This is a genomic window from Pseudomonas sp. LD120 (genome assembly GCF_009861525.1).
GTDB lineage: Bacteria > Pseudomonadota > Gammaproteobacteria > Pseudomonadales > Pseudomonadaceae > Aquipseudomonas.
Window position 1 is genome coordinate 101,859 of sequence record NZ_WVHL01000005.1, and the last position, 19,495, is coordinate 121,353.

The window sequence follows — 19,495 nt, forward strand, 5'->3', positions numbered from 1 at the left end:
AGCGCGCGACGCTCAGGCCTTTTTAACCACGCATGAGCGAAGCGCCGCCGATCGTGAACCGGTTTTAAGGGGAAGAACATGCAACGATTATCCACAGCACTGGCAATCGGCTTCCTGGCTCTGGGCAGCGCATCCGTCTGGGCCGACTCGTGCGAGACGGTGAAAATGGCCGATCCAGGCTGGAGCGACATCGCCGCCACCAACGCCATCACCGGTTTTTTGCTGGAAAGCATGGGCTACAAGGCCAAGATCGATACCCTGGCGGTGCCGATCATCTACGGCGGGCTCAAGGACGGCCAGGTGGATGTCTTCATGGGCAACTGGATGCCGGCGCAGCAAGGCTTCTACGACAAGTTCGTGGCCAATGGCGAGGTCACCCAGGTGGCGAAAAACCTGGAAGGCACCGAATTCACCCTGGCAGTTCCGGACTACGTGTGGGAGGCGGGGGTGCATGACTTTGCCGATCTGAACACGTTCGCCGACCGGTTCAACCACAAGCTCTACGGCATCGGCTCCGGCGCCCCGGCCAACCTGTCGCTGCAGGAAATCATCAAGCACAACGAGTTCAACCTCGGCCAGTGGAAGCTGATCGAATCCAGCGAGCAGGCAATGCTTGCCGAAGTCTCCAGGGCCACCAAGAAGCAGCGCTTCGTGACCTTCCTCGGCTGGACCCCACACCCAATGAACGTGCAACTGAACATGCGCTACCTGACCGGTGGCGAGAAGTATTTCGGTGCCAGCGGCAGCGTCTACACCCTGACCCGCAAAGGTTACGCACAGGCCTGCCCGAATGTCGGCAAGCTGCTGAGCAATCTGCGTTTCACCCAGGACATGGAGAACAGCATCATGTCCTGGGTGATAAACAAGAAGGTCAGCAACGCCGAGGCGGCCAAGGCCTGGATCAAGGCCAACCCGACGGTGCTGGAGCCATGGCTGGAAGGGGTCAAGACCTTCGATGGCCAAGACGCGCTGGGGGCCGTGCAGGCCAACCTGTAGATCGCCCATGCTCGACGGCGATGGCTGCAGCCAGGGGGCGGGCTTGCGCAGCAGTCCCAACCGCGACCAATGCGTTCCAGCAGCAAGCCGCGAGTGCAGAATCCGCGACCACGAGGCTGAGCAATGCGAGCAGGTTGCTCAGCCCCACGCCCAAGCCTGGACAATGCATTACCCTGACACCTCTTGAATCAACCCAACCGCGAGGAATCATGGCCTGGCCCAATCGCCGTTCACTGCTGCCCTTTCTGAGCTGGCTGCCACAGCAGACCCGCGCCAGCGTCGGTCGTGACTTGCTGGTGGGCTTGAGCGGCGCGATTCTCGCCCTGCCACAATCCATCGCCTACGCCCTGATCGCCGGCCTGCCCCCGGAGTACGGGCTGTACGCGGCCATAGTCCCGGTGCTGATCGCCTGCCTCTGGGGCTCCTCCTGGCACCTGATCTGCGGACCCACGGCGGCGATTTCCATCGTTCTGTACGCCAGTGTCAGCCCCCTGGCGCTGCCGGCCTCCGAGGACTACATCACCCTGATCCTGCTGCTGACCCTGCTGGCCGGAGTGTTCCAGTGGCTATTGGGGATGTTGCGCTTCGGCGCCCTGGTGAACTTCGTCTCGCATTCGGTGGTGCTGGGCTTCACCCTCGGCGCGGCGGTGGTGATCGCCCTGGGACAGTTGCCTAACCTGCTGGGCCTGGACCTGCCCAGCCAAGCCACCGCCCTCACTAGCCTGAGCCAGCTGCTGGAGCATCTGGATGCCGTGGACCTGCCTTCGCTGCTGCTGGGACTGGGCACGCTGATTGTCGGCCTTGGCCTCAAGCTGCTGGCGCCACGCTGGCCGAGCCTGTTGATCAGCCTGATACTCAGCGCCTGGGTGGTGTGGTTGCTGCCAGGGCTGTTCGGCCATGTGCAACGGGTCAGCGCCTTTGTTGGCCGCTTACCACCGTTGAGCCCCGTGCCACTGGACCTGGAGCTGATCCTGCGCCTGCTGCCAAGCGCCGTGGCGGTGGGCATGCTGGGGCTGGTCACCAGCTTGTCGATTGCCCGCTCGCTGTCGGCGCGCTCGGAGCAACTGCTGGACGCCAACCAGGAAATCCGCACCCAGGGCCTGTCGAACATCGTCGGTGCGTGCTTCTCTGGCTACCTGTCCTCAGGCTCCTTCACCCGCTCGGGCTTGAGCTACGAAGCCGGCGCCCGCTCGCCCCTGGCCGGGGTGTTCTCGGCGCTCTGGGTGGCGCTGTTCGCGGTGACCGGCGCCGGGCTGATTGCACATATTCCGATCCCGGCCATGGCTGGCAGCATCCTGCTGATCTGCTGGGGGCTGGTGGATCACCGAGGCGTTCGCGCGTTGTTCCGGGTCAGCCGCGCCGAATTCGTGGTGATGAGCCTGACCTGCATCGCCACCTTGCTTCTGGAGTTGCAAACAGCGATCTACGCCGGGGTGCTGGCGTCGCTGTTCTTCTACCTCAAGCGCACCTCGCAACCCCGGGTGCAGCAGTTCAGCGAAGGCGATGAGGACATCCTGCGGGTCGGCGGGTCGATCTTCTTCGGCGCCAGCCATTACCTGCAGGTGCGCATGCAACGCTGCCACGCGCCACGGTTGGTGATCGACGCACGGCAGATCAACTTCATCGACTATTCAGGAGTAGCGATGCTGCATCAGGAAGCGCGCCGGCTGAAACGCCAGGACCGCAGCCTGACCCTGCGCCGGGCGCGACAGACGGTAAAAGAGGAATTGATCAAGCTCGAAGGACCGGAGCACTGCCCGATCCACTTCGAAGACTGACACCAAGGTTTGAGGGAGACGCCACCTGTGGCTCGCGCAGCAAGCCCAAGGCCGGTTTCCCGGTTCTGCCTGTTGCTGGGCGATAGCCGCTTGACGACCGCTGCGCGCTGGTACGCCAACCCGGCCTAATGGGAGCAAGCTCCCCCGCCACACCTCATCTTCAGGGGGTTACAGGGCCAGCTGGCGCCGCAGTTCGGCCAGCACCGGAGCACTGTCCGGGCGCACCCCACGCCACAGGTAGAAGGCTTCCGCCGCCTGCTCGGCGAGCATTCCCAGGCCGTCCAGTACCAGCGCCGCGCCCTGTTCACTGGCCCAACGGCAGAACGGCGTCGGTTGCTTGCCGTACATCATGTCGTAGCACACCGTCCGGCCCGGCTCGATCAGGCTGCTGGCAATCGGCGGCAGTTCCCCCGACAAGCTGGCGGAGGTGGCGTTGATGATCAGGTCCACCGACTCCTGCAGCCAGTCGAAACCACTGGCCGACACCGGGCCCAAGTCGGCGAACAGCTCGGTCAAACGCTCAGCCTTCGCCACCGTGCGGTTGGCAATTACCACCGAGGCCGGCTGCTGCGCCAGCAAGGGTTCCAAGGCCCCGCGCACGGCACCACCGGCTCCCAGCAGCAGAATCCGCTTGCCCTTGAGACTGACCCCGGCGTTCACCATCAGGTCGCGCACCAACCCGGCGCCGTCGGTGTTGTCTCCCAGCAGCGTGCCGTCAGCCTGTTTGCTCAGGGTGTTTACCGCGCCGGCCCGCTGCGCTCGCTCGGTCAGGCTGTCGCACAAACGATAGGCGTCTTCCTTGAACGGCACCGTGACATTGGCGCCGCGTCCGTGGGCAAAGAAGCTACGGGCAGCGCCCGCAAAATCATCCAGAGGCGCCAGCAAGGCGGTGTACTGCAACTGCTGGCCCGTCTGCTGAGCAAACAGCCGATGAATCAGCGGTGACTTGCTGTGGCCGATCGGATTACCAAAAACAACGTACTGATCCATCTCTCCCCCTGTGCTCAACACCCACCAGAGCGGGCTGGCCGGCAACTGCGCCAGCGCGAACAGCGCCCGCTGCAACGGCCTCTTGGCCGAGCAGTCGGCGCTAGCAGTGCGTGCGGTATTAGTGGTTGCCCAACCAGTCGCGGTCTTGCAGGAAGTACTCGGTCAGGCGCGCCTCTTCGCTGCCAGGCTCGGCCTTCCAGTCGTACCCCCAACGCACCTGCGGCGGCAGCGACATGAGGATCGACTCGGTGCGACCGCCCGATTGCAAGCCAAACAGCGTGCCGCGATCGTAGACCAGATTGAACTCCACATAACGGCCGCGACGGAACTCCTGGAACTCACGCTGCGACTCGGTGTAGGGCATCGCCTTGCGGCGCTGGACGATAGGCAGGTAAGCCTCGATGTAAGCGTCGCCGATGGCCCGCATGAAGGCGAAGCTGGTGTCGAAATCCCACTCGTTCAGGTCATCGAAGAACAGCCCGCCGATGCCCCGAGGCTCGTTGCGGTGCTTGATGTAGAAATAACTGTCGCACCAGGTCTTGTAGCGCGAATACACATCCGGACCGAATGGCGCGCAGGCCCGCTCGGCCACTCGATGCCAGTGCACGCAGTCATCGATGTTGCCGTAGTAGGGGGTCAGGTCGAAACCACCGCCGAACCACCAGACCGGCTCTTCACCTTCCTTCTCGGCGATGAAAAAGCGCACGTTAGCGTGGGACGTCGGCACATGGGGATTATGCGGGTGGATCACCAGGGACACGCCCAGGGCCTCGAAACCGCGACCGGCCAGTTCCGGGCGGTGAGCGCTGGCCGAAGGTGGCAGGCCGCTGCCGAACACGTGGGAAAAGTTGACCCCACCCTTTTCGATCACTGCGCCGTCGCCGATGACCCGGGTGCGTCCGCCGCCACCAGCCGGACGGGTCCAGGCATCCTCGACGAAACGAGCGCCGCCATCTTCGGTTTCCAGTGCCGCGCAAATGCGGTCTTGCAGGTCGAGCAGGTAGGCTTTTACGGCCTCGGTGCGGGTAGTCATGGCATCACCTTGAATCGGGCAGAGCTACGCGGCGCTAGGGATAAAACGCAGGCCGGTGCAAATGGGCGCGTAGCATAACACCGCACTGTATTCGGTCGCAGTTGACGAAGGTCAAGCACAGGCGTCCGATAGAGCCCTTTCACGCGACGACCCAGGAGAGCATACAGATGGCCAAACGTATCCAGTTCCGTGCCCACGGCGGCCCCGAAGTACTCGAGTATGTGGATGACCAACCGGTCGAGCCGGGTCCGCAGCAGGTGCGCGTCAGCAACCAGGCCATCGGCCTGAATTTCATCGACACCTATTTCCGCAGCGGCCTGTATGCACCGCCGGCGCTTCCTTCGGGCCTGGGCGCCGAAGGGGCCGGGGTGGTGGACGCCGTGGGCAGCGCCGTAACCCGCTTCAAGGTCGGGGATCGCGTGGCCTATGGCAGCGGCCCGCTGGGCGCGTACAGCACTATGCATGTGCTGCCCGAAGCCAACCTGGTGCACCTGCCGGACGCCATCAGCTTCGAGCAAGCCGCCGGGGTGATGCTCAAGGGCCTGACCGTGCAGTACCTGCTGCGTCAGACCTATGAACTCAAGGGGGGCGAAACCATACTGTTCCACGCCGCCGCGGGGGGCGTCGGCTCCCTGGCCTGTCAGTGGGCCAAGGCCCTTGGGGTAAAGCTGATCGGCACCGTCAGCTCGCCGGAAAAAGCCGCCATCGCCAAAGCCTTGGGCGCCTGGGAAACCATCGACTACAGCCATGAAGACGTGGCCCAGCGAGTGCTGGAGCTGACCGACGGCAAGAAGTGCCCGGTGGTGTACGACGGGGTCGGCAAGGACACCTGGCTGACCTCCCTGGATTGCCTGGCGCCACGTGGTCTGATGGTCAGCTTCGGCAATGCCTCGGGTGCGGTGGAAGGGGTGAACCTGGGGATTCTCTCGGCCAAGGGCTCGCTGTATGTCACCCGGCCGACCCTGGCCAGCTACGCCAACAATGCCGAGAACCTGCAGCTCATGGCCGACGACCTGTTCGCCATGATTGTCAGCGGCAAGTTGAAGATCGAGATTGGCCAGCGCTTTGCCCTGGCGGACGCCGCCAAGGCGCACATCGAACTGTCGGCGCGACGCACCACCGGTTCGACGGTGCTGTTGCCCGATTGAGGTCATTACCTGCTGCGAAGGCACTCGCCGGAAACCGGGCTGCCCCCTGTGGCGAGCGAGGCTGCATCGCAGCCCCATCCAGGCACCGCGTGTCTTGTGCTGCAACGCGCTGCTCGTGACTGCGAGCGCTGCGCGGCCGAGCGGGAGCACGCTCCCTTGCCACAGATGCCTCAGGAAGGCCGCACCACCTTGCCGGTGGCCAGATCGCGTATCAGGCTGGGGTTCTTGCGCCCGCCCAAGCTGCCGGTGAGTACCAGGTCCAACTGCCCACGGAAGTACTGCTCGACCCGAATCCGTGTGCGCGCCGCTGGCCGGCCCTGAGGGTTGGCCGAGGTGGAAATCAACGGCCCCACCAGCGCGCACAGTTCACGCACCAACGGGTGGTCGCTGACCCGCAACGCGACGGTGTCATGCACCCCGGTCACCCACTCAGGCAGCAGGTTTTGATGGGGCACCAACCAGGTGTTGGGCCCCGGCCAGGTGCTGGACATGCGATCGATCCAAGTGTCCGGAAAGTCCTCGAAGAGGAAATCGAACTGGTGGATATTGTCTGCGACCAGGATCAAGCCTTTGTCCACCGAACGTGACTTGATCGCCAACAGGCGATCCACCGCCTCTTCATTCCACGGATCGCACCCCAGGCCCCAGACCGCTTCGGTTGGATAAGCAATCACCGCCCCTGCGCGAACCTCTCGTGCGGCTTGTTGCACACGCCAACTGCTGACCATTGCCGAACCTCCAGATAAAAGCTGTGCGCAGTTTACCGATCCTGCCTATAAAACCTAGGGTCTGTTCCCGTTTGGCGACAGTCCATGACCACACTCAAGTCTCGCCCAGACACGCCAACCAACGGCCATTTTCATTGACCGCACAGCCGTCGATCTCCAACTCCGTCAAGGCCGCCAGCACCCGGGGCAGGGGCCAGCCGCTGGCCAGCGCCAAGGCCTCGCTGCTGTGGGGCGCGACGTGCAGCAACGCCAGCAATGGGTGGTGAGCACTGGCGGCAGGCGGTGCTGAAGCGGGCGGCTGGTGTCGCCACCCGCTCAGCGTTTCAAGGATGTGCTGGACGCTTTCCACCAGCACCGCGCCATCGCGTATCAACTGATGACACCCCCGGGCACCGGGGTGATGGATCGAGCCAGGAATGGCGTACACCTCGCGGCCTTGTTCCGCCGCCAGCCGCGCGGTGATCAACGAGCCGCTGGCGACACTGGCCTCCACCACCAGCACGCCCAGCGACAAACCGCTGATGATCCGGTTACGCCTGGGGAAGTGCTCAGGACGTGGGCCGGTGTCCAGGGGAAACTCGGAAATCACTGCGCTGCCCTGGTCGATCATGGCCTTGGCCAGCACCCGGTGGCGCTGTGGATAAAAATTTTCCAGACCGGTGCCCAGCACGCCCACAGTGCGTCCGCCAACGTCCAGGGCCGCCTGATGAGCCGCGCCATCGATGCCCAGGGCCAAACCGCTGGTGATCACAAATCCAGCACCGGCCAGGCTCCGGGAAAACGCCGCGGCGGTATCCAAGCCCGGCCGCGAGGCGCGGCGACTGCCCACCATCGCCAACTGCGGACGCTCAAGAATCGACGGATCACCGGCGACGAACAGCAGCGGCGGCGCATCCTCCAACTGTCCCAACAAGGCCGGGTAGCCAGGCTGGTCCCACATCAGTAAATGCTGGGCCTGGTTGTCTATCCAGGCCAATGTGCGGCGCGCGCCCTCACGGGTTTCAGCGCTGCGTCGAGCGTCGGCACACGCCACCGGCAGGCCCAAGGAATGCCACGCACTGGCCGGAGCGCTCAGGGCTTTAGAGGCTGAACCGAAGGCCTGGAGCAAACGCTGAAAGCGCATGGGTCCCAAGGCCGGCAGAGCGTGCAAACGTATACGGGCTTCAAGTTCCGCCGGGGAAATAGAGGCAGCAGTCGAGTGCGACATGAATCATCCTTGATCATCATCGGTCCGGCGAACGCCGGAACAAGCTGTGGATAAGTCTGTTGGTAACTTGTTGAGGAAAGGTTTCCTTGAACGCCTGGACTACAACGGACGAGCCTCGGCATTGCTCTGTCCGCGCCACCGCGTAACCGCCCGCCCAAGCGCCCACCTCGCCTGTCGAAGCGCCGTGCAAGGCCGATCGATGGCCATCCAAGCCAACGCCTGACGGGCGAACAGTGATTTCCTCATGGGCTGAATCCCTTTATTATGTGCACTCGCGTAAAACGCCAGAGCCTGCGCGGCTCGCTCCTTCCCAGAGCACGTTTTGCATCGGCGGACCAGGTCCAGTACCTGCCAGGACGCCGACTCCGCCCTTACTTCACACGTGTAGCAATTACGCTTATGGCCATTTTAAACATCCTCGAATTCCCCGATTCGCGCCTGCGCACTATCGCCAAACCCGTGGCCGTAGTGGACGACGAAGTGCGTCAGTTGGTCGATGACATGTTTGAAACAATGTATGAGGCCCCAGGCATTGGTCTGGCGGCGACCCAGGTCAACGTGCACCAACGCATCGTGGTCATGGACCTGTCCGAAGACCGCAGCGAACCCCGGGTGTTCATCAACCCCGAGTTCGAAGCCCTGACCGACGAGATGGACCAGTATCAGGAAGGCTGCCTGTCGGTACCGGGTTTCTACGAGAACGTCGACCGTCCGCAGCGGGTCAAGGTCAAGGCTCTGGACCGCGACGGCAAGCCTTACGAGCTGATCGCCGAGGGCTTGCTCGCGGTGTGCATCCAGCACGAATGCGACCACCTGAACGGCAAGCTGTTCGTCGATTACCTGTCCACGCTCAAACGTGACCGGATCAAGAAGAAGCTGGAAAAGCAGCATCGCCAACAGGCTTGATTCCTTATCCAGTGATGCATCGCGGGCAAGCGCCCTCCTACAATGAAGCATTTGTGTAGGAGCGGGCTTGCCCGCGATCGTTTCTCCTGCGCCCCCTTTGCAAGCGAGTACCCCATGATGCGCATCGTCTTTGCCGGCACCCCCGAATTCGCCGCTGAACACCTCAAGGCCCTGCTCGACAGCCCTTACCAGATCGTCGCGGTCTACACCCAACCGGATCGTCCGGCCGGACGCGGGCAGAAGCTGATGCCCAGCCCGGTCAAGCAACTGGCCCTGGAACACAACATTCCCGTACTGCAGCCGCCGACCCTGCGCAACGCCGAGGCCCAGGCCGAACTGGCGGCGCTCAAGCCGGACCTGATGGTGGTAGTGGCCTACGGCCTGATCCTGCCGCAGGGGGTGCTGGATATTCCGCGCCTGGGTTGCATCAACAGTCACGCCTCGCTGCTGCCACGCTGGCGCGGGGCGGCGCCGATCCAGCGCGCCGTGGAGGCCGGTGATGCACAAAGCGGCGTGACCGTGATGCGCATGGAGGCCGGTCTGGATACCGGACCGATGCTGCTCAAGGTCAGCACCCCGATCAGTGCAGATGACACCGGCGGCAGCCTGCACGACCGTTTGGCCGAGATGGGCCCGCCAGCGGTGCTGCAAGCCATCGAAGGCCTGGCCGCCGGCACCCTGCAAGACGAAGTCCAGGACGACAGCCTGGCCACCTACGCCCACAAGCTGAACAAGGACGAAGCGCGCATCGACTGGAGCCGCCCTGCCGTGGAGCTGGAGCGCCTGGTACGGGCCTTCAACCCCTGGCCGATCGGCCACAGCACCCTGAATGGCGAAGCCCTGAAAGTCTTGGCCGCGACCCTGGCCGAAGGCCAGGGCATCCCGGGGGAAATCCTCGGCGCCAGCAAGGACGGCTTGCTCGTCGCCTGTGGTGAACAGGCGCTGTGCCTGACCCGCTTGCAACTGCCCGGCGGCAAGGCGCTGAACTTCAGCGACCTGTTCAACAGCCGTCGCGAGAAATTCGCCCTCGGCACCGTCCTCGGCCAGACGGCGGACGCCCAATGAACCCGCGCCTGGCCGCCGCCAAGGCGCTGACCGCGGTACTCAACGGCAAGGCCTCGCTCAACAGCTCGCTGCCGACCCAGCTGGACAAAGTCGAAGACCGCGATCGCGGCTTCACCCAGGACCTGGCCTTTGGCACCGCGCGCTGGCAGCCACGTCTGTCGGCACTGGCGGCCAAGCTGCTGCAAAAGCCGTTCAAGGCCGCCGATGCCGATGTCGAGGCACTGTTGCTGGTGGGGCTTTATCAACTGCTCTACACCCGGGTGCCGGCCCACGCCGCCATCGGTGAAACCGTGGGGTGCGCCGACAAACTGAAAAAACCCTGGGCCAAGGCCTTGCTCAATGCGGTGCTGCGCCGCGCCCAGCGCGAAAGCGAGGCCCTGCTGACTGAGCTGGAACGCGACCCGGTAGTGCGTACCGCGCACCCACGCTGGTTGCAAAAATCCCTCAAGGCCTTCTGGCCCGAGCAGTGGGAAGCCATCTGCGCTGCCAACAACGCCCACCCGCCGATGATCCTGCGGGTCAATCGCCGGCATCATTCGCGGGACGCTTACCTCCAGTTGCTGGCCGAGGCTGGCGTGACGGCCAAGGCTTGCGTCTACAGCCAGGACGCTATCGTTCTCGACGAAGCCGGCGATGTGCGCAGCCTGCCGGGCTTTGCCGAAGGCTGGATCAGCGTGCAGGACGAAGCCGCACAACTGGCCGCCGACCTGCTGGAGCTGGCGCCGGGACAACGGGTGCTGGACGCCTGCTGCGCCCCGGGCGGCAAGACCTGCCACATCCTCGAAGTGCAACCGGCCCTGGCCGGCGTGGTAGCGGTGGACCTGGAAGCCAAGCGCTTGGTGCGGGTGCGGGAAAACCTCGACCGCTTGGGGCTCGATGCCCAGTTGATCGCCGCCGATGGCCGCGACACCCAAACCTGGTGGGACGGCAAGCCGTTCCAACGCATTCTGCTGGACGCGCCGTGCTCGGCCACCGGGGTGATCCGCCGTCACCCAGACATCAAGCTGACTCGTCAGCCCGACGACATCGCGGCCCTGGCGCAGTTGCAAGGCGAACTGCTGGACGCCCTGTGGCAAACCCTGGAGGTGGGCGGCATCCTGCTCTACGCCACCTGCTCGACCTTGCCCACCGAGAACACCGAGGTTATCGAGGCGTTCCTGACCCGTACCCCAGGCGCTCGTGAATTGGACATCGGCGGCCAACTGGGGCAGCCTGCGGCCGGCATCAAGCAGCCCCACGGGCGCCAACTGCTGGCGCAAGAAGGCGGCCACGACGGTTTCTACTACGCCAAGCTGATCAAGATCGCCGCAACTCGCGGCTAAACGGTTTTTAGGGAGTGACTGGATGAAAATCATCATCCTCGGTGCCGGGCAAGTGGGCGGCACACTGGCCGAACACCTGGCCAGCGAAGCCAACGATATCACCGTGGTGGACACCGACGGCGAGCGTCTGCGCGACCTCGGCGATCGCCTGGACATCCGCACCGTGCAAGGCCGTGGCTCCTTTCCCACGGTGCTGCGCCAGGCCGGCGCCGACGACGCCGACATGCTGGTGGCGGTGACCAACAGCGACGAAACCAACATGGTCGCCTGCCAGGTCGCCCACACCCTGTTCCACACCCCGACCAAGATCGCCCGGGTGCGCGAAGCCGCCTACCTGACCCGTGCCGGCCTGTTCGACAACGACGCGATCCCGGTGGATGTGCTGATCAGCCCCGAACAGGTGGTGACCAACTACATCAAGCGCTTGATCGAACACCCCGGTGCCCTGCAGGTCATCGACTTCGCCGAAGGCAAGGCCCAGTTGGTGGCCGTCAAGGCTTACTACGGTGGTCCGCTGGTGGGGCAGCAATTGCGCCAACTGCGCGAGCACATGCCCAACGTCGACACCCGAGTGGCGGCGATCTTCCGTCGTGACCGGCCGATCATGCCCAAGGGCGATACGGTCATCGAGGCTGACGACGAAGTGTTCTTCATCGCCGCCAAGGCGCACATCCGCGCGGTGATGAGCGAGATGCGCCGTCTCGAGGAGTCCTACAAGCGCATCGTCATCGCCGGAGGCGGGCAAATCGGTGAACGCCTGGCCGAGGCCATCGAAAGCCGCTACCAAGTGAAGATCATCGAGATGAGCCCGGCCCGCTGCCGTTATCTATCCGACACCCTGGACAGCACCGTGGTACTGCAGGGCAGCGCCTCGGACCGTGACCTGCTGCTGGAAGAAAACATCGCCGACGCCGACATCTTCCTGGCCCTGACCAACGACGACGAAGCCAACATCATGTCCTCGCTGCTGGCCAAGCGGCTGGGGGCGAAGAAGGTGATGACCATCATCAACAACCCGGCTTATGTCGACCTGATTCAGGGCGGCGACATCGACATCGCCATCAGCCCGCAGTTGGCCACCATCGGCACCCTTTTGACCCACGTGCGACGCGGCGACATCGTCAGCGTCCACTCCTTGCGTCGGGGCGCGGCTGAAGCCATCGAAGCCATCGCCCACGGCGACGCCAAGTCGAGCAAGGTCATTGACCGCGCCATCGGGAACATCGACCTGCCGCCGGGGACCACTATCGGCGCGATCATTCGCGATGAAGAAGTACTGATTGCCCACGACGATACGGTGATCGAAGCCGGCGACCACGTGATCCTGTTCCTTGTGGATAAGAAGTACATCCGCGATGTGGAAAAACTGTTCCACGTGGGCCTGAGCTTCTTCTGAGCCCATAGTGCGTTGCCGAAGGCGGCCTGCTGTTAAGGTCCCTGAAAAACCGGCGGGCCTTACCGCAGCGGCAGCGACCACAAAAGTCCACAGGAGTGACACCGATGCTTGAATCGCTGGAGAAAATGCTCGCCAAGGGTGTGGATAACGCCCTGCTGCGCTTCGGCCTGGGCAAGGGATATCTGGATCAGGGCGAGTACGCCAAGGCTGCCGAGCACCTGCAACACTGCGTGAGTTTCGATCCCAAGTATTCAGCGGCCTGGAAGCTGCTGGGCAAGGCCTGCCAGGGACAGGGCGACCCGGCGGCAGCGCGTCAGGCCTGGGAACAGGGCCTGGAAGCGGCCCGGGGGCATGGCGACAAACAGGCAGAAAAGGAAATGACCGTGTTCCTGAAAAAACTCGACCGCCAGTCTCAAGGCTGACCCCACCCATCCTCTGTAGCCGCTGCCGCAGGCTGCGAACGAGCTGGGCGGCACTCCGACGCAGCGCTCGCTAGCTCTGAAGACCAACACAGGCTCGACAAGAGATCGCCAAGCAAGGCCCTTCGGTTCTTTTCGCAGCCTCGCGGGCTCGGCAGCGGCTACACGGTGTAATTCACAGGTAGCGCAGGGCGATGCCTTCCGCGTCCGCCTGGACCACTTCCATGCGCACCCTGGGCGCCGCCGCCGGCAAGCCCTGCACCTGGCCATAGACCACCGCGCCCTTGGGCAATTGCGCCAGGGCTGGGCTTTGCACATAGACGCCGCAGGCCGTCAGATTGCGCGTCTGTCCCAGGCATTCGCCAAAGCTTTCGTGCTGAATCTTGATACGAAACGACTTGCGGTGATCGGACATTTTCAGCGCCCTCGTTCAATGTGCTGTGGATAACTGCTCGCGGGGATTATCCACAGACCGTGCCAACCTTGTCAGTACCAGCGCGCCTCACCCGGCGGGCGCTTCTTGAAGCGTTTCATGCTCCACATGTACTGGCTCGGGTACGCCCCGACATACCGTTCGACCACCTTGCTCATGGCCGCACAGGAGGTTTCGGTGTCGGTGCTGTACATGTCGTCCGGGGCCGCTTCGAGGATCACCTTGTAGCCCGAGCCGTTGGGCAGGCGCAGGGCATGGAGGAACACGCCCACCGCCTTGCCGCCGGCCAACATGTTCGGCACGAACTTGCTGGTCAGGGCCTGGGTGGCGAAGAAGGGCACGAAGATCCCGGCGGATTCAGCCGGTTCCGGATCGGCGGGAATCCCCACTGCACCGCCTTTGCGCACTTCTTTGATGACGCTGAGAATGCCTTCCTTGGTGGAGGCTGCCACGCGGTTGCCCAGTTGCACTCGCTGCTTGCGCAGCAGTTCGTCCACCGCCTTGAGCTTGGGCGGACGATAGAAAATGATCGGCTTGCACTGACTGCAGTAGAAGTGGTTGAGCACTTCCCAGTTGCCCAGGTGGCTGGTGATGCCGACCACGCCCTTGCCCGAGGCCAGGGCGTCCTTGAGCACCTCAAGGCCCTCGACTTCGCGCACCAGGGCGAGGGAGCGCTGCGCCGGCCAGATCCAGGCGCAGGCGCTTTCGGTCAGCGACTTGCCGATGTCTTTCAGGCTCTGGCCCACCAGGCGCTCGCGCTCGGCGGGGTCCATCTGTGGAAAACACTTGGCCAGGTTGATACGCACCACGTCGCGGGAACGGTTGGGGGTTTTCCACATGATCCAGCCGATGGCCGCGCCGACCGCCTGCACCGCGCGCCAGGGCAACAGGGCAAACAACCGCAGAGCGCCCACCAGCAGGGCGCCTTTGAACTTATCCACAAATGACTCCTGATCTGTCGGTCATGAAGCGTGTCGCGAGCCGGCTATTCTAACCGCGGGTTGGCGAGGATGGCGTAGCGATCACAGTCGCGGGTGTGATCCATGACCATGCCCGAGGCTTGCATCAGCGCATAACAGATGGTCGGGCCGACAAAAGTGAAGCCGGCTTTGACCAGAGCGCGGCTCATGGCTTCGGCCTCCGGGGTCACCGCCGGGACTTCGCTGCGGTCGTTGAAGTGATTGATCTTCGGCACGCCACCAACGAAGGACCAGAGAAAGGCCACCGGGTCTTCCAGCTCCAGCCAGGCCCGGGCATTGCGCCGGGCGGCGTTGAGCTTGAGGCGGTTGCGGATGATGCCCGGATCCTGCATCAGGTCTTCGATCTCGGCGTCGCTCATCTGCGCCACGCGCTGCACATCGAAGCCGAACAGCACCTGGCGATAGCGCTCGCGCTTCTTCAGCACGGTGATCCAGGACAAGCCGGCCTGGAACCCTTCGAGCAATAACAACTCGAACAGACGCTGCCCATCGCGCAGCGGCACGCCCCACTCCTGATCGTGATAAGCCATGTACAGCGGATCGTCGGAACACCAAAAGCAGCGTGGCATAAGGCTCCAGGGGGCGTGCGCAGGATTGAATCGGGTATACTCCCGCTCCTTAAATCGCAGCCCAAGTAACAGGTGAATTTCGTGAGCCAGCCTACGCCAGCCGTGCGTACCTTCCAAGACTTGATCCTCGCCCTCCAGCAGTACTGGGCCGAGCAAGGTTGTGTGGTACTTCAGCCCTACGATATGGAAGTAGGCGCCGGCACTTTCCACACCGCTACATTCCTGCGGGCCATCGGCCCGGAAACCTGGAACGCCGCTTATGTGCAGCCCAGTCGTCGCCCGACTGACGGCCGCTACGGCGAAAACCCCAACCGCCTGCAGCACTACTATCAGTTCCAGGTGGTGTTGAAGCCCAACCCGGAGAACTTCCAGGAGCTGTACCTGGGTTCCCTGAAGCACGTGGGCCTGGACCCGCTGGTGCACGACATCCGTTTCGTCGAGGACAACTGGGAATCGCCGACCCTGGGCGCCTGGGGCCTGGGCTGGGAAGTCTGGCTCAACGGCATGGAAGTGACTCAGTTCACCTACTTCCAGCAGGCCGGTGGCATCGAGTGCTACCCGGTGACCGGCGAAATCACTTATGGCCTGGAACGCCTGGCCATGTACCTGCAGGGCGTGGACTCGGTGTACGACCTGGTCTGGGCCGACGGCCCGTTCGGCAAGGTCACCTATGGCGATGTGTTCCACCAGAACGAAGTGGAGCAGTCGACCTACAACTTCGAACACGCCAACGTCGAAAAGCTGTTCGAACTGTTCGATTTCTACGAAAGCGAAGCCAAGCGCCTGATCGAGCTGGATCAGCCGCTGCCGTTGCCGAGCTATGAAATGGTGTTGAAGGCCTCCCATACCTTCAACCTGCTGGATGCCCGCCGTGCCATCTCGGTCACCGCGCGCCAGCAATATATTCTGCGTGTCCGCACCCTGGCGCGTTCCGTTGCGCAAGCCTACCTGCTGGCCCGTGCCAAGCTGGGCTTCCCGATGGCGACCCCGGATCTGCGTGATGAAGTGTTGGCTAAGCTGGAGGCGGCACAATGAGTGCGCAAGATTTTCTGGTTGAACTGGGCACTGAAGAACTGCCACCCAAAGCCCTGAACACCCTGGCCGAAGCCTTCCTGGCCGGCATCGAGAAAGGCCTGCAGAGCGCCGGCCTGAGCTTTCAGGCCAAGCATGTGTACGCCGCGCCACGGCGCCTGGCGGTGCTGATCACTCAGCTGGCCACCCAGCAGCCGGATCGCAGCATCAACCTCGACGGCCCGCCACGCCAAGCGGCGTTCGACGCTGAAGGCAACCCGACCCAGGCGGCCCTGGGCTTTGCCAAGAAGTGCGGCGTCGACCTCAGCGAGATCGACCAGAGTGGCCCGAAACTGCGCTACAGCCAGAGTATCAAGGGCAAACCGACCGCCAGCCTGCTGCCGACCATCGTCGAAGACTCGCTGAACGACCTGCCGATTCCCAAGCGCATGCGCTGGGCCGCGCGCAAGGAAGAGTTCGTGCGTCCGACCCAATGGCTGGTGATGCTGCTGGGTGACGACGTCATCGACTGCACCATCCTCGCCCAGAAGGCCGGCCGCGACTCCCGTGGTCACCGCTTCCACCACCCGCAAAGCGTGCGCATCACTTCGCCGGCCAACTACCTCAACGACCTGCGGGCCGCCTATGTGTTGGCCGACGCCAATGAGCGCCGTGAGCTCATCAGCAAGCGCACCGCGGAACTGGCGACCCTGCAAGAAGGCACGGCAATCGTCCCGGCAGACCTGCTGGATGAGGTCACCGCCCTGGTGGAATGGCCAGTGCCGCTGGTGTGCTCATTCGAGGAGCGTTTCCTCGACGTGCCGCAAGAAGCCCTGATCACCACCATGCAGGACAACCAGAAGTACTTCTGCCTGCTGGACGTTGATGGCAAGCTGCTGCCGCGCTTCATCACCGTGGCCAACATTGAAAGCAAGGACCCGCGCCAGATCATCGAGGGCAACGAGAAAGTCGTGCGCCCGCGCCTGACCGACGCCGAGTTCTTCTTCAAGCAGGACAAGAAGCAGAAGCTCGAAGACTTCAACCTGCGTCTGCAGAACGTGGTCTTCCAGGAAAAACTCGGCAGCGTCTACGACAAAGCCGAGCGCATTGCCAAGCTGGCCGCGTTCATCGCCCCGCGCATCGGTGGCGACGCCCAGCGCGCAGCCCGCGCCGGCATCCTCTCCAAGTGCGACCTGGCCACCGAGATGGTCGGCGAGTTCCCTGAGATGCAAGGCATCGCCGGTTACTACTACGCCGTCAATGACGGCGAGCCGCAAGACGTGGCCCTGGCCCTGAACGAGCAGTACATGCCACGTGGCGCCGGTGCCGAACTGCCCAGCACCATCACCGGTGCTGCGGTGGCCATCGCCGACAAGCTGGACACCCTGGTGGGGATCTTCGGCATCGGCATGCTGCCCACTGGCAGCAAAGACCCCTACGCACTGCGTCGTGCGGCCCTGGGTGTACTGCGGATTCTGATCGAGAAGAAGTTCGACCTCGACCTGAACGACGCCGTGGCCTTCGCCGTCAGCGCCTTCGGCAGCAAGGTCAAGGCCGCCGGCCTGGCCGATCAGGTGTTGGAGTTCGTCTTCGACCGGCTGCGTGCCCGTTACGAAGACGAAGGCGTGGATGTCGCCACCTACCTGTCGGTCCGCGCCCTGAAGCCGGGCTCGGCCCTGGACTTCGACCAGCGCGTGCAAGCCGTGCAAGCGTTCCGCAAGTTGCCGGAAGCCGCTGCCCTGGCCGCCGTGAACAAGCGCGTGTCGAACCTGTTGAGCAAGGTCGAAGGCAATGTGCCGACCACCGTCGAAGCCAAGTACTTCGACAACGCCAACGAGTTCTCTCTGTATTCGGCGATCCAGCAAGCGGACCAGGCAGTGCAGCCGATGGCCGCCGCTCGTCAATACAGCGAAACCCTGGCCCGCCTGGCTGCCCTGCGCGAACCGGTGGACGCCTTCTTCGAGGCGGTGATGGTCAATGCCGAGGACGCCAATGTACGGGCCAACCGCTATGCGCTGCTGGCGCGCCTGCGCGGGCTGTTCCTGGGCGTGGCCGACATTTCGGTGTTGAGCTGATCAAGTAGGGAATGGCTGTGAAACTGTTGATACTCGATCGTGACGGGGTGATCAATCACGACTCCGATGCCTACATCAAATCGGTGCAGGAGTGGATTCCACTTCCCGGCTCGATCGAAGCCATCGCGCAGTTGAGCAAGGCCGGCTGGACAGTGGCAATCGCCACCAACCAGTCCGGCATTGCTCGCGGCTACTACGATCTGGCCACCCTCGAGGCCATGCACGCGCGCCTGCGCGAGTTGGTGGCGGAGCAGGGTGGCGAGGTCGGGCTGATCGTCTATTGTCCTCACGGTCCCGACGAAGGGTGCGCCTGCCGCAAACCGAAACCGGGCATGCTGCAAACCATCGCCGAACATTACCAGGCAGATCTGAGCGGTCTATGGTTTGTCGGTGACAGCCTCGGTGACCTGGAAGCCGCAAAAGCCGTCGACTCTCAGCCAGTATTGGTAAAGACCGGGAAAGGCGAAAAGACTCTGGGGAAAACCCTACCGGTAGGCACCTTGATTTTTGATGACCTGGCGGCCGTTGCCGCTGAACTTATCCACAATTAGGCCTCTTCTGGCATCCTGCCCAAGGACTGTTCGGGAGAGCGCTTTTTAACAGGCGGGCATGCCCGCAATGGTAAACGCCGCTATGTCGATCCTGCAGGCCATCAGAACCTTTTTCTTTTACCTGCTGCTGGGCACCAGTTCCTTGCTGTGGTGCTCCTTGAGCTTTTTTATCGCGCCGTTTCTGCCGTTCAAGGCGCGCTATCGCTTTATCAATGTCTACTGGTGTCGCTGCGCGCTGTGGCTGACCAAGGTGTTTTTGAATATTCATGTGCAAGTGAAGGGGGCTGAAAACGTTCCCGAGCGGCCCTGCGTGATCGTCTCCAACCACCAAAGCACCTGGGAAACGTTCTTTCTCTCTGCCTACTTCGAGCCCCTGAGCCAAGTGCTCAAGCGCGAGCTGCTGTATGTGCCGTTCTTTGGCTGGGCAATGGCCATGCTGCGGCCCATCGCAATCGATCGGGACAACCCCAAGGCCGCCCTCAAGCAAGTGGCGAGCAAGGGCGACGAGCTGCTCCGGGACAATGTCTGGGTGCTGATTTTCCCAGAGGGCACCCGCGTGCCATACGGCACGGTCGGTAAGTTTTCCCGCAGCGGCAGTGCCCTGGCGGTGAACGCCGATCTGCCGGTGCTGCCGATCGCCCACAATGCCGGCAAGTTCTGGCCGAAGACCGGCTGGGCCAAGCGCCCCGGCACCATCACTGTAACCATTGGCGCGCCGATGTACGCCGAGGGCAGCGGTCCACGGGCAATCGCCGAGCTCAATGACCGCGTAGCCGCCTGGAACGAACAGGCCCAGCGGGATATGGGCTCATTGCCCGCAGCGGCCACCTCCACGGAGCAAGTGGCCGTTTGAGGATCTGTGGATAACCTGTGTGCGATTTATCTCAC

Annotated in this window: 19 protein-coding genes; 12 read left to right on the plus strand and 7 right to left on the minus strand. The window is 63.4% G+C overall.

Features of this window, described 5'->3' with window-relative positions; genetic code table 11:
• Positions 1–78 precede the first annotated feature (78 nt).
• Entirely contained in the window at positions 79–996 is a 918-nt protein-coding gene (choX, locus tag PLD_RS14750; protein WP_159893903.1) for a choline ABC transporter substrate-binding protein, read from the plus strand.
• Between the two features lie 209 nt (positions 997–1,205).
• Positions 1,206–2,774: a SulP family inorganic anion transporter gene (locus PLD_RS14755; protein ID WP_159893905.1), complete on the plus strand. Its 1,569-nt coding sequence runs from the start codon at positions 1,206–1,208 to the stop codon at positions 2,772–2,774.
• 168 nt (positions 2,775–2,942) lie between these two features.
• On the opposite strand, the gene aroE is transcribed toward PLD_RS14755, so the two are convergent.
• Together aroE and hemF are read right to left on the minus strand one after the other, a co-directional pair.
• Entirely contained in the window at positions 2,943–3,764 is an 822-nt protein-coding gene (gene aroE / locus PLD_RS14760) for a shikimate dehydrogenase (RefSeq protein WP_159893907.1), read from the minus strand.
• Between the two features lie 118 nt (positions 3,765–3,882).
• The gene (gene hemF / locus PLD_RS14765; protein WP_159893909.1) at positions 3,883–4,797 is read right to left on the minus strand and encodes an oxygen-dependent coproporphyrinogen oxidase; all 915 of its coding nucleotides are present in this window, start codon (positions 4,795–4,797) and stop codon (positions 3,883–3,885) included.
• 167 nt (positions 4,798–4,964) lie between these two features.
• Here hemF and PLD_RS14770 point away from each other — a divergent pair, with 167 nt between their 5' ends.
• Complete coding sequence (locus PLD_RS14770) at positions 4,965–5,945, plus strand: NADPH:quinone reductase (RefSeq protein WP_159893911.1); 981 nt, start codon at positions 4,965–4,967, stop codon at positions 5,943–5,945.
• Between the two features lie 170 nt (positions 5,946–6,115).
• Here PLD_RS14770 and PLD_RS14775 read toward each other — a convergent pair whose 3' ends face one another.
• A complete protein-coding gene (locus PLD_RS14775; RefSeq protein WP_159893913.1) occupies positions 6,116–6,673 on the minus strand; it encodes an L-threonylcarbamoyladenylate synthase in 558 nt (185 codons plus the stop codon).
• A gap of 94 nt (positions 6,674–6,767) precedes the next feature.
• Positions 6,768–7,880, minus strand: a complete 1,113-nt coding sequence (dprA, locus tag PLD_RS14780; protein WP_159893915.1) for a DNA-processing protein DprA — start codon at positions 7,878–7,880, stop codon at positions 6,768–6,770.
• A gap of 399 nt (positions 7,881–8,279) precedes the next feature.
• Here dprA and def point away from each other — a divergent pair, with 399 nt between their 5' ends.
• The 5 genes from def to PLD_RS14805 all read left to right on the plus strand — a co-directional run bounded on the left by def (position 8,280) and on the right by PLD_RS14805 (position 12,991).
• The gene (gene def, locus PLD_RS14785) at positions 8,280–8,786 is read left to right on the plus strand and encodes a peptide deformylase (protein WP_159893917.1); all 507 of its coding nucleotides are present in this window, start codon (positions 8,280–8,282) and stop codon (positions 8,784–8,786) included.
• A gap of 114 nt (positions 8,787–8,900) precedes the next feature.
• A complete protein-coding gene (gene fmt, locus PLD_RS14790) occupies positions 8,901–9,851 on the plus strand; it encodes a methionyl-tRNA formyltransferase (protein ID WP_159893919.1) in 951 nt (316 codons plus the stop codon).
• Positions 9,848–11,173: a 16S rRNA (cytosine(967)-C(5))-methyltransferase RsmB gene (rsmB, locus tag PLD_RS14795; RefSeq protein ID WP_159893921.1), complete on the plus strand. Its 1,326-nt coding sequence runs from the start codon at positions 9,848–9,850 to the stop codon at positions 11,171–11,173. Before fmt ends, rsmB begins: the two co-directional genes overlap by 4 nt.
• Before the next feature lie 22 nt (positions 11,174–11,195).
• Entirely contained in the window at positions 11,196–12,569 is a 1,374-nt protein-coding gene (trkA, locus tag PLD_RS14800) for a Trk system potassium transporter TrkA (protein ID WP_159893923.1), read from the plus strand.
• Between the two features lie 104 nt (positions 12,570–12,673).
• On the plus strand, positions 12,674–12,991 hold the full coding sequence (locus tag PLD_RS14805; RefSeq protein ID WP_159893925.1) for a tetratricopeptide repeat protein: 318 nt from the start codon (positions 12,674–12,676) through the stop codon (positions 12,989–12,991).
• A gap of 172 nt (positions 12,992–13,163) precedes the next feature.
• Here PLD_RS14805 and PLD_RS14810 read toward each other — a convergent pair whose 3' ends face one another.
• From PLD_RS14810 to PLD_RS14820, 3 genes are all read right to left on the minus strand, one after another.
• Positions 13,164–13,403 (minus strand): PilZ domain-containing protein, encoded by a 240-nt coding sequence (locus tag PLD_RS14810; RefSeq protein WP_159893927.1) that lies wholly within the window; start codon positions 13,401–13,403, stop codon positions 13,164–13,166.
• 71 nt (positions 13,404–13,474) lie between these two features.
• Positions 13,475–14,362 (minus strand): lysophospholipid acyltransferase, encoded by an 888-nt coding sequence (locus PLD_RS14815; RefSeq protein ID WP_159893929.1) that lies wholly within the window; start codon positions 14,360–14,362, stop codon positions 13,475–13,477.
• 44 nt (positions 14,363–14,406) lie between these two features.
• Entirely contained in the window at positions 14,407–14,970 is a 564-nt protein-coding gene (locus tag PLD_RS14820) for a DNA-3-methyladenine glycosylase I (RefSeq protein ID WP_159893931.1), read from the minus strand.
• 81 nt (positions 14,971–15,051) lie between these two features.
• On the opposite strand from PLD_RS14820, the gene glyQ reads away from it, so the two are divergent.
• From glyQ to PLD_RS14840, 4 genes are all read left to right on the plus strand, one after another.
• Entirely contained in the window at positions 15,052–16,005 is a 954-nt protein-coding gene (gene glyQ / locus PLD_RS14825; RefSeq protein ID WP_003177094.1) for a glycine--tRNA ligase subunit alpha, read from the plus strand.
• On the plus strand, positions 16,002–18,056 hold the full coding sequence (glyS, locus tag PLD_RS14830; RefSeq protein ID WP_159893933.1) for a glycine--tRNA ligase subunit beta: 2,055 nt from the start codon (positions 16,002–16,004) through the stop codon (positions 18,054–18,056). The genes glyQ and glyS overlap by 4 nt, the downstream gene beginning before the upstream one ends.
• 11 nt (positions 18,057–18,067) lie before the next feature.
• On the plus strand, positions 18,068–18,607 hold the full coding sequence (gmhB, locus tag PLD_RS14835) for a D-glycero-beta-D-manno-heptose 1,7-bisphosphate 7-phosphatase (protein ID WP_178116179.1): 540 nt from the start codon (positions 18,068–18,070) through the stop codon (positions 18,605–18,607).
• 82 nt (positions 18,608–18,689) lie between these two features.
• Complete coding sequence (locus tag PLD_RS14840; protein WP_159898153.1) at positions 18,690–19,460, plus strand: 1-acyl-sn-glycerol-3-phosphate acyltransferase; 771 nt, start codon at positions 18,690–18,692, stop codon at positions 19,458–19,460.
• Positions 19,461–19,495 lie beyond the last annotated feature (35 nt).